At 45.3% G+C, this 8,626-nt stretch carries 10 protein-coding genes; 9 read left to right on the forward strand and 1 reads right to left on the reverse strand.

Going from position 1 to position 8,626, the window contains the following annotated elements:
* Positions 1-61: 61 nt before the first annotated feature.
* The 5 genes from MO387_RS08955 to MO387_RS08975 all read left to right on the forward strand — a co-directional run bounded on the left by MO387_RS08955 (position 62) and on the right by MO387_RS08975 (position 5,109).
* Positions 62-2,254 (forward strand): TonB-dependent siderophore receptor, encoded by a 2,193-nt coding sequence (locus tag MO387_RS08955; RefSeq protein WP_107946546.1) that lies wholly within the window; start codon positions 62-64, stop codon positions 2,252-2,254.
* Between the two features lie 100 nt (positions 2,255-2,354).
* Positions 2,355-3,029, forward strand: coding sequence for a Fe2+-dependent dioxygenase (locus MO387_RS08960; RefSeq protein ID WP_107946547.1), 675 nt, complete (start codon positions 2,355-2,357; stop codon positions 3,027-3,029).
* A 230-nt stretch (positions 3,030-3,259) separates the two neighbouring features.
* Entirely contained in the window at positions 3,260-4,264 is a 1,005-nt protein-coding gene (gene dusA, locus MO387_RS08965; RefSeq protein WP_107946548.1) for a tRNA dihydrouridine(20/20a) synthase DusA, read from the forward strand.
* Positions 4,265-4,473: 209 nt separating this feature from the next.
* Complete coding sequence (locus MO387_RS08970) at positions 4,474-4,764, forward strand: hypothetical protein (protein WP_107402634.1); 291 nt, start codon at positions 4,474-4,476, stop codon at positions 4,762-4,764.
* Between the two features lie 144 nt (positions 4,765-4,908).
* Entirely contained in the window at positions 4,909-5,109 is a 201-nt protein-coding gene (locus MO387_RS08975) for a PspC domain-containing protein (protein ID WP_107946549.1), read from the forward strand.
* Between the two features lie 139 nt (positions 5,110-5,248).
* On the opposite strand, the gene MO387_RS08980 is transcribed toward MO387_RS08975, so the two are convergent.
* Positions 5,249-5,986, reverse strand: a complete 738-nt coding sequence (locus MO387_RS08980) for an enoyl-CoA hydratase (RefSeq protein WP_006083031.1) — start codon at positions 5,984-5,986, stop codon at positions 5,249-5,251.
* A gap of 33 nt (positions 5,987-6,019) precedes the next feature.
* On the opposite strand from MO387_RS08980, the gene MO387_RS08985 reads away from it, so the two are divergent.
* The 4 genes from MO387_RS08985 to MO387_RS09000 form a co-directional block, all read left to right on the forward strand.
* Complete coding sequence (locus MO387_RS08985; RefSeq protein ID WP_006083030.1) at positions 6,020-6,502, forward strand: copper chaperone PCu(A)C; 483 nt, start codon at positions 6,020-6,022, stop codon at positions 6,500-6,502.
* A gap of 11 nt (positions 6,503-6,513) precedes the next feature.
* The gene (locus MO387_RS08990) at positions 6,514-7,482 is read left to right on the forward strand and encodes a DUF2333 family protein (protein ID WP_006083029.1); all 969 of its coding nucleotides are present in this window, start codon (positions 6,514-6,516) and stop codon (positions 7,480-7,482) included.
* A gap of 2 nt (positions 7,483-7,484) precedes the next feature.
* The gene (locus MO387_RS08995; RefSeq protein ID WP_006083028.1) at positions 7,485-8,222 is read left to right on the forward strand and encodes a TIGR04219 family outer membrane beta-barrel protein; all 738 of its coding nucleotides are present in this window, start codon (positions 7,485-7,487) and stop codon (positions 8,220-8,222) included.
* Between the two features lie 109 nt (positions 8,223-8,331).
* Positions 8,332-8,626 (forward strand): transposase domain-containing protein (locus MO387_RS09000; protein ID WP_242326216.1); only part of this gene is annotated, 295 nt, incomplete at its 3' end.

An 8,626-nucleotide genomic window follows, 5' to 3' on the forward strand; every position in this document is an offset into this window, starting at 1 on the left:
GGGCGATTAACAGGTGGGGGACATCTGTTACAGGGTTTAGTCCGCAACAGGAATGCTTTTAATGAAATTTGCAAAACGCCGCAATGGCCGAGTCGCACTCGGCGCCCATGTTTTAGGTTCATTAACTATAGGTATGGCAGTATCAGCTACCCCTGCGATAGCAGCGGAGCAGGCACTAGTCGCTGGTAAGAAAGTCGAACATATTGAGGTTAACGGCGAATATTTGGGCTACAACACGCGCAAAGTACAATCCGGTAAATTTACTGATGATCTGCTCAATAGCGCTAAAACTGTCACTGTGATTAATCAAGATCTGATCAAAGACATGGGGGCACAAAGTTTTACTGATGCTCTGCGTGCAACACCTGGTATTACGCTTGGTACGGGTGAAGGTGGTAATCCCTATGGTGACAGGCCGTTTATTCGTGGTTATGACGCTCAATCTTCAACGTTTATTAACGGTATGCGGGATGTGGGCTCCCAGAGCCGTGAGACTTTTAACATCGAACAAATTGAGGTGCTAAAGGGGCCTAGTTCTGTTTACAACGGCCGTGGTGCAGTTGGTGGCAGTATCAATATCGTGACCAAAAAAGCGCAAGCTGAAGATTTTATTAATGCGGATGTGGCAATTGGTACTGATGCTTTAAAACGCGCCAGCCTTGACGTTAACCATGTAATTGCAGATGAAGCTGCCGTGCGGGTGAATCTAATGGCGCACGATGCCAATACACCGGGTCGTGATGAAGTCTCTGGTAATCGCTGGGGCATTGCACCCTCAGTGACCTTTGGCTTGACGACGCCCACTAAGGTGACGTTGGAATACTATCATTTTGAAAACCATGACATACCTGACTATGGGATCCCCTATGATCAAGCGACAGGTAAGCCTGCCGATGTCGATCCCAATAACTTCTATGGCTTATTGTCGCGGGATTTTCGCGATAATAATGACGACACAGCTTCAGTGCTGATAAGCCATGACTTTAGCAATGACATGCAATTTACGTCGACCTCAGTGTATAGCCGTAATACCAATTATTATATTGTGACTAACCCCGATGACACGACAGGCAACGTCGCCAATGGTTATGTATGGCGTAACACTAAATCACGCCATTCAGTCACTAAAACGCTCGCTACCCAATTACAACTGGCGGGTGAGGCTAAACTGGCTGGATTCACCAACCGCTTTGCGATTGGCACTGAATTTAGCAACGAGCGCACCAGTAACTTAAGTTATACGGTCGATACGGGTAATGGTCGTAATGCGGGTTGTAATGATGCACTACTGGCTAATTACAATTGTACTTTGCTATCGAAGCCTAATCCTCACGACCCTTGGGTCGGCAGTGTGACGCTAGGAACAGATGCCACTGTGACTGAAACGGACACTCGCTCAGTTTATGCCTTTAATACCATAGAGTTGAATGAGTCTTGGATGATTAACGGCGGCGTGCGCTGGGATGATTACAGCACTGCTGCACAGAACTCGACTTCGTCACTATCCAATGACGATGATTTTTTAAACTACCAACTATCAGTGCTGTATAAACCTGCGGTCAACGGCAGTATCTATGCGGCGTGGGGCACATCTTCGAATCCGCCAGGAACATCTAATGGCGATGGTTCAGATCGTCTTGGTAGTAACAATGAAGATTTAAAGCCTGAAGATACTGAAAGTTACGAGCTAGGTACTAAGTGGGATTTCTTCAGTGGCCGCTTATCGCTTAATGGTTCAGTATTCCAAATCGAGAAGAACAACGCTCGCGTTGCGACTTCTGCCGATCGCAATTCACCGCAAGAAAACGTCGGTGAGCAGAAAGTGAAGGGCTTCGAAATTGGTTTTTCAGGTGATATTACTGAGCATTGGCATGGATTTGGTGGATACACCTATCTTGATGCTAGCCTAGAAAGTAACGGATTTAATGCCGCTTACGATGGTAATCGTTTCCCTAATACGGCCAAAAACAGCATCAGTCTGTTTACCACTTACGACATTACGGAACAGTTAAATGTCGGAACTGGCGCGTACTATATGGGGCAGGTTTATGGTAATACCGCCAATACGTTATCGATTCCTTCATACTGGCGTTTTGATGTGGTTTCATCTTACAAGATGAATGACTTTTTGACGCTGCGCTTGAATGTGCAAAACCTCACTGACGAGCGTTATTACGATAAAGCCTACACTGCGCATTTTGCTAACATGGCGCCTGGACGTTTGGTCATGCTCAGTGCCGATATGCATTTTTAATGTCAGTCATTAGCTAATGGTACGGCAGCCTTTGGGCTGCCTTTTATGTTTTATAAACGGTATAACTCATGCCGTGTTTTTTGCCCTATGGAACCCTGAGATGCTGATTGAAATTCCTAATGTTTTCTCAAAACAAGAAGTAAGTCACTTACGCGAACAGTTAGATGCGCGTTGCTGGATAGACGGTAATCAAACCTCCGGCGCGATGGCGACAACTCGTAAGCGCAATCAGCAATTAGATAGGGACGACCCAGTAGCCGTCGCGCTAGGTCAGCAGATTATGGACAGGCTGTTAGCACACCCACAATTTGTATCTGCCGCATTACCATTACAGTTTTATCCGCCTTTGTTTAATCGATATCAAGGCGGTGAAACCTTTGGGTATCACATAGATAATGCTATCCGCTCGACTCCTGATGGGATGATCCGTACCGATTTGTCAGCGACTTTATTTCTCAGTGAACCAGAAAACTATCAGGGCGGAGAATTAGTTATCCAAGATACCTACGGCCAACAAAGCATAAAATTATCAGCGGGTTCATTAGTGCTGTATCCATCGAGCAGCTTGCATCAGGTCACGCCAGTTCTGTCGGGCGAGCGTACCGCCGCCTTTATGTGGCTGCAAAGTATGGTTCGCGATGAAGGTCAGCGCCGCTTGCTATTTCAACTCGATCAATCGATTCAAACACTCACAGCTCAGCAGACAGCGGAACAAGAGTTGTTTAATCTGACGGGGATTTACCATAACTTGCTCAGGCGTTGGAGCGAGCTATAGTTTTGGCTCAGAGACAGGCTTCAATACCAGCTTAATCTCCCCAAAGCGGGCTGTTTAGGATATAATCCCGCTAGCTCTGAGGGGCAATTAAACAGTAAACGTTAACTCGTTTACTGTTTTTCTATTTTTAAGCTTAAGGTTTATTGGTAATCTGCGGCTTAAATTAAGGTTCTTTATCCTTCTAAGCGATAACTTACTGGCAAATTTTAATTACTTGAGTCGATAGTAACGTGTTGAAAAATAATATTAATGATGCCATACCGCTCGACCGCACCTTTTCCATTGCGCCCATGCTGGATTGGACCGATCGTCATTACCGTTATTTTGCACGTTTGATGTCGGCTAATGCATTGTTGTATACGGAAATGGTGACGACTGGGGCGATATTGCATGGTCGTGGTGACTACTTGGCATATAACCAAGAAGAACATCCTTTGGCGTTGCAGTTAGGTGGCTCTAATCCTGTAGATTTAGCGCGTTGCGCTAAACTCGCGGCTGAGCGTGGCTACGATGAAGTGAACCTCAATGTGGGTTGTCCTTCCGATCGAGTGCAGAATGGTCGCTTTGGCGCGTGTTTGATGGCTGAACCTGAATTAGTGGCTGAGTGCGTTGATGCCATGAAGCAAGTGGTTGATATTCCTGTGACTGTTAAGACACGTATCGGGATTGATGAACAAGACAGTTATGCGTTTTTAACCCAGTTTATCGATGTGGTCAGTGCAAAAGGCTGTACGGATTTTACTATTCATGCCCGTAAGGCTTGGCTTCAAGGCTTGAGTCCGAAAGAGAATCGCGAGATCCCGCCGCTCGATTATGATCGTGTATATCAACTCAAGCGCGATTATCCCGCGCTCAATATTGGTATTAATGGCGGTGTTACTACACTCGAGCAAGCGCAACTCCATTTGGCGCAGCTCGATGGCGTGATGATGGGGCGTGAGGCCTATCAGAATCCTTATATTTTGGCGCAGGTGGACCAAGTTTTATGTGGCAGCCAAAAGGCGGTGATCAGCCGTGAGGATGTGATTGAGGCAATGTTGCCTTATATCGAAGCACATTTGCTGTCGGGTGGGCGACTTAATCATATTACTCGCCATATGATAGGGTTATTCCAAGGCTTACCGGGTGCCCGTGCGTGGCGTCGTTATTTGAGCGAAAATGCCCATAAAAACGGCGCTGGGATAGAAGTGGTAAAGCAGGCCTTTCAGAATATTCAGGCTGAAGTTACAGAGTAATTCCACTCGACTTAAAAGATGGTGAAATTTACTAATTTGAGTAGTATTTTTCACCACTTGTTATTTTTCAATCCATCCCTATATCTCATCTTATCCACATAAAATTTTTTTAAATGATTAAAATCAGAATCTTAAAAATATTTTTATAAGTTGGCACGCAGTTTGTAATACTCCTTTCGTCAAGTTAATTAATCGAAAGGGATGCCATCATGTTTACGTTAACCATTAAAAAATCAGTTCAAATGAGTGTGTTATTAGGTGCGTTAGTCGGTAGCGTTGCAGTACACGCAGAAGCCGCGCCAATATCGGATGTTGTCGGAACCATTGAGCAAACGCTAACTACCCAAACACAAGAAATGCTAGTCAGTGCTAAGCGTGAGTTTGTTATGTCATTGCAAGCACAACTCGCTGAAAGTATTTATGACTTCAACAGTCAACTTGGCTTAAGCGCTGAGAATGAAGGTGAGTCGGCAAGTGCCGATGAATATAGCGCTAAGTAGGGGATCTGCTTATGTGGTTTGTAGCACCTTTAATGACTTTGCTACTGTTACCTGTAATTAGTCTTGCGTTGTTTTCAGGCATTATTTGCTGGTTTCAGTGGCATAGTGATAAATAAATTACAATCAATTGAGTCGAGGTTTGAGATGAAACGAGTAAAAGCACGTATGGAGAGCCCAGAGCGATTAGTGTGTGGTGTTGCCGCTGGTATGGCATGGAAATTTGGTTGGTCTTGCTTTTTGACTCGAGTGGTGTGGGCTGGCGCGACGGTATTTATGCCTGGCGTGAGTTTGTTGATTTACTTTGTTTTAGCACTGTTAGTTGATCAATGGAAAAGACCCGTTTAAGCCCGCAGTGATACTTATATTTGAGGCTTGTCTTGATTGAAAAATTGAAAGTATTTTTTTAAAAAAATAAGGTGTTAAACCTATCAACAAGAGGGCACTTTGACCCTCATGCGACATGTATGTGCATACTGCTTGCAGATTACTTCTTCAAAAAAGCCTGAAATCTGCTCTTGGCTTCATCACTTTTTAGCCTAGCGCTAAATTGTTCTAATTCTTGATGCATTTGATGTTGTACACGATTTTTATGCGGACGCATTAATTGACGTGTGATTTGTAGGGCTTGTGGCGGTTGATTTGCCAACTTTTTAGCCTGAGACAATGCATAACTGAGTAGATCTTCATGGGCCACAATTTCGTTGATCATATTGAGTCTGTGGGCCGTCTCGGCATTAAAACTTTCGCCGAGTAGCAATAGCTCTGCCGCTTTTTGATAACCCACGAGTTCAGGTAACAGTAGGCTAGCACCCGCTTCTGGCACTAGTGCCAAGTTGACGAAGGGCAGTTGAAACTTCGCCGTGTTATCGGCATATACCAGATCGCAATGCAGTAGTACGGTAGTGCCAATGCCGACGGCGGCGCCAGAAACGGCGGCAACCAGCGGTTTTTTGAGTTCTAACAGGCAAAATAAGAAACGTACAGCGGGGTGATTTGGCCCTAAGTCACTATTTTTCAAAAAGTCTGCAACATCATTGCCTGAGGTGAAGCAATTATCTTGGCCATGGAGCATAAAGGCACGAATGTCGTTGTCTGCTTCACCTTCGATCAGGTATTCTGTCAGTTGTTTATACATATTAAGATCAAGTGCATTGCGTTTATCGGGGCGATTAAAGCTGATAATACGTACGCCCTGATCATCCTGAACCTGTATATGACTCATGGGTTGTTTCCTTTACGACGACATTGGGTAGACATGGAGTTTAAGACATTGAAACCAATATTCAAACAGCTGTTTAATTGTCTAGTTTTATCTTGTGCATCATTTTCAGCGTTGGCGAGCGTGATAGTGACCGAAGGTCATGTACGCGCCATGCCTGAGACAGTACCAAATACTGCCGCCTACTTTACGCTTGAAAACCACACAGATAAAGCGGTTCGTCTTATCGGCGTCAGTACTACAGTGGCAAAGGATGCCCAATTACACACGATTATCGAAGACCAAGGCATGGTGAAGATGCGCCATGTTGAAGGTTTTGATATCCCATCCCATGGCGCATTAACGTTAACGCCGTCAGGGGATCACGTCATGTTGCTAGGTTTAAAAGCGCCATTGGTGTTAGAGCAGCAAGTTGAACTGCAATTAGAGTTTGACGATGGCGAGAAAATGGCGATTACGCTGCCTGTTAGTAAAGAAGCAGAAAACGCCGCAGAGCAAGAGCATCATCACCATCATTAAGGAGTCGCTTGATGCAAATTACATGGAAAAAAGTTACCGGTGTCGGTTTATTTTTAGTATTAATCGGTTATGGCCTGAGTGTGTGGTGGAGTATCGAGCCCGATCCTATCAATCCTCAACAATTGACGGCTACCGATAAAAATGTGGTCGGATACGCAACCACCACTTCGCTGATCCTCACGGTCGAAACATTACTGGATAAGCAAGGCGGTTGGTTATCAAACGATGTGATGCCACCTTCCATCTTTATGGATAACATGCCCGCATTTGAATACGGCGCATTAGAACAAGCCCGCGATTTAGCCTTAATTATGCGTAAAGAGTTTAGTCGCTCGCAGTCACAATCTGCAGCGGATAAAGATTTAGGCGAAGCCCAATCTAAGCTCAATATCGATCACACTAGCTGGTTAGTGCCAAGTGCCGAAAGCGAATACCGCGATGCCATTAAATTGCTGAAGCTGTACCGTGCTCGCATGATGGACCCTAACAATCAAGATGCACAGTTTTATGCCCGCGCCGACAACCTCAATGAATGGTTGAAAGAGGTGCAAAAGCGTCTGGGCAGCATGTCACAACGTTTATCGGCCAGCGTTGGCCAAGAGCGTTTAAATACCGACTTAGCCGGCGATAATGCGGCGCGTCAATCCACGCCTAACTTGGCAAGCCATCAGGTGAAAACCAGCTGGTGGAAAATTGATGATGTTTTCTATGAGAGTCGTGGTGCTTCATGGGCCTTGCTGAACTTTATGCGCGCCGTTGAAGTCGATTTTGCCGATGTCTTAAAGAAGAAAAATGCTGAAGTGAGCCTAAGACAGATCATTCGTGAACTGGAGGCGACTCAGCAAACTGTCTGGAGCCCTGTTGTGCTTAATGGCAGCGGTTTTGGCTTAGTCGCTAATCATTCATTGGTTATGGCTAACTATGTATCCCGTGCGAATGCCGCGGTGATTGATTTAACGAACTTGCTATCTCAAGGTTAATTATGAAAAAAACTCTCCTCGCCAGTGCGGTATTAGGATTATGCATGGCCACATCAGCCCAAGCGGCAACTGTGGTCGGTTTCACAATTGGCGGTGACTACTGGCGCGCCGATACTAGCGGTACTTTTGCCGATAAAGGTCAACCACAGCAAACATTTGATTACAGTTCATCGGCTCAAGGTAGCTACTGGATTGCGGTTGAGCATCCATTGCCATTTGTCCCTAATATTAAAATCCGTGAAAATAGCTTAGATCAGAAAGGCAGCATGTCTGGTGCTGATTTCAACTTCAATGGTCATGATTTTAAAGGTAATGTGACTGCTTATACCGATCTGAGCAACACAGATTTCGTGTTGTATTACGAAATATTGGATAACGACATAGTGTCATTGGATCTCGGTGCTGCTTACAAGTTAATGAATGGCTCACTGCGCGTGCAAGATCCTGGTCACCCTGAAGAGAAAGATGTCGATAGCGGCATTGTAATGGGTTATGCCAGTACGCATGTGGGCATGCCTGGCTTAGGTTTATACGGTTTTGCTGATTTGATGCAGGGCGTAAATGAATCAAGCGTTCACGACTATGCGATTGGTTTAGGCTGGCAGTTCGATGGTTTGGCCGTCGATACCCGTGTACGTGTAGGCTACCGTGAGTTTTTATTCGACGTGAGTAACTTCTCGGGTGTGAGTGCCGATACTAAATTTAAAGGTTACTTCGCAGGTGTTGAAATCAACTTCTAATCTGTTGATTTAGCGTTTGAGTATAAAAAAACCGCCTATCGGCTAATGCCGATCAGTTAAGACAGATCGCTTGACGATCTCGCTGAAAAGATCAAAATCCGATGACCTCATGTCATCGGATTTTTTTATGCAACTCTCAGAAGCACTCGCTCGCACTCATATTACCCGCCTAACCGAATTCACCTGCTTAGCTGATGTGTTGGAGCCAGAGTTAATTCAATCTTGTTTGGACTCTCAGGGCGTTGCGACGTTAAGACGGCGTAAATTGCCGATGGATGCGATGATTTGGGCCGTTATCGGAATGGCTTTGTTCCGAGGGGAGTCTGTTCGGTCACTCATCAACAAACTCGACATTGTTTTGCCGCAAGAGATTGATTATGTTGCACGCAGCGCCGTGACTCAGG

Source organism: Shewanella sp. N2AIL (assembly GCF_022690845.1).
GTDB classification, from domain to species: domain Bacteria; phylum Pseudomonadota; class Gammaproteobacteria; order Enterobacterales; family Shewanellaceae; genus Shewanella; species Shewanella baltica.

Coding starts and splice junctions, on each gene's coding strand:
- MO387_RS08975 (WP_107946549.1), top strand. CDS start 4,909: ATGAAACGAGTAAAAGCACGTATGGAGAGCCCAGAGCGATTAGTGTGT.
- MO387_RS08995 (WP_006083028.1), top strand. CDS start 7,485: ATGAAAAAAACTCTCCTCGCCAGTGCGGTATTAGGATTATGCATGGCC.
- MO387_RS08980 (WP_006083031.1), bottom strand. CDS start 5,986: ATGAGTCATATACAGGTTCAGGATGATCAGGGCGTACGTATTATCAGC.
- MO387_RS08970 (WP_107402634.1), top strand. CDS start 4,474: ATGTTTACGTTAACCATTAAAAAATCAGTTCAAATGAGTGTGTTATTA.
- MO387_RS08955 (WP_107946546.1), top strand. CDS start 62: ATGAAATTTGCAAAACGCCGCAATGGCCGAGTCGCACTCGGCGCCCAT.
- MO387_RS08985 (WP_006083030.1), top strand. CDS start 6,020: ATGGAGTTTAAGACATTGAAACCAATATTCAAACAGCTGTTTAATTGT.
- MO387_RS08960 (WP_107946547.1), top strand. CDS start 2,355: ATGCTGATTGAAATTCCTAATGTTTTCTCAAAACAAGAAGTAAGTCAC.
- MO387_RS08990 (WP_006083029.1), top strand. CDS start 6,514: ATGCAAATTACATGGAAAAAAGTTACCGGTGTCGGTTTATTTTTAGTA.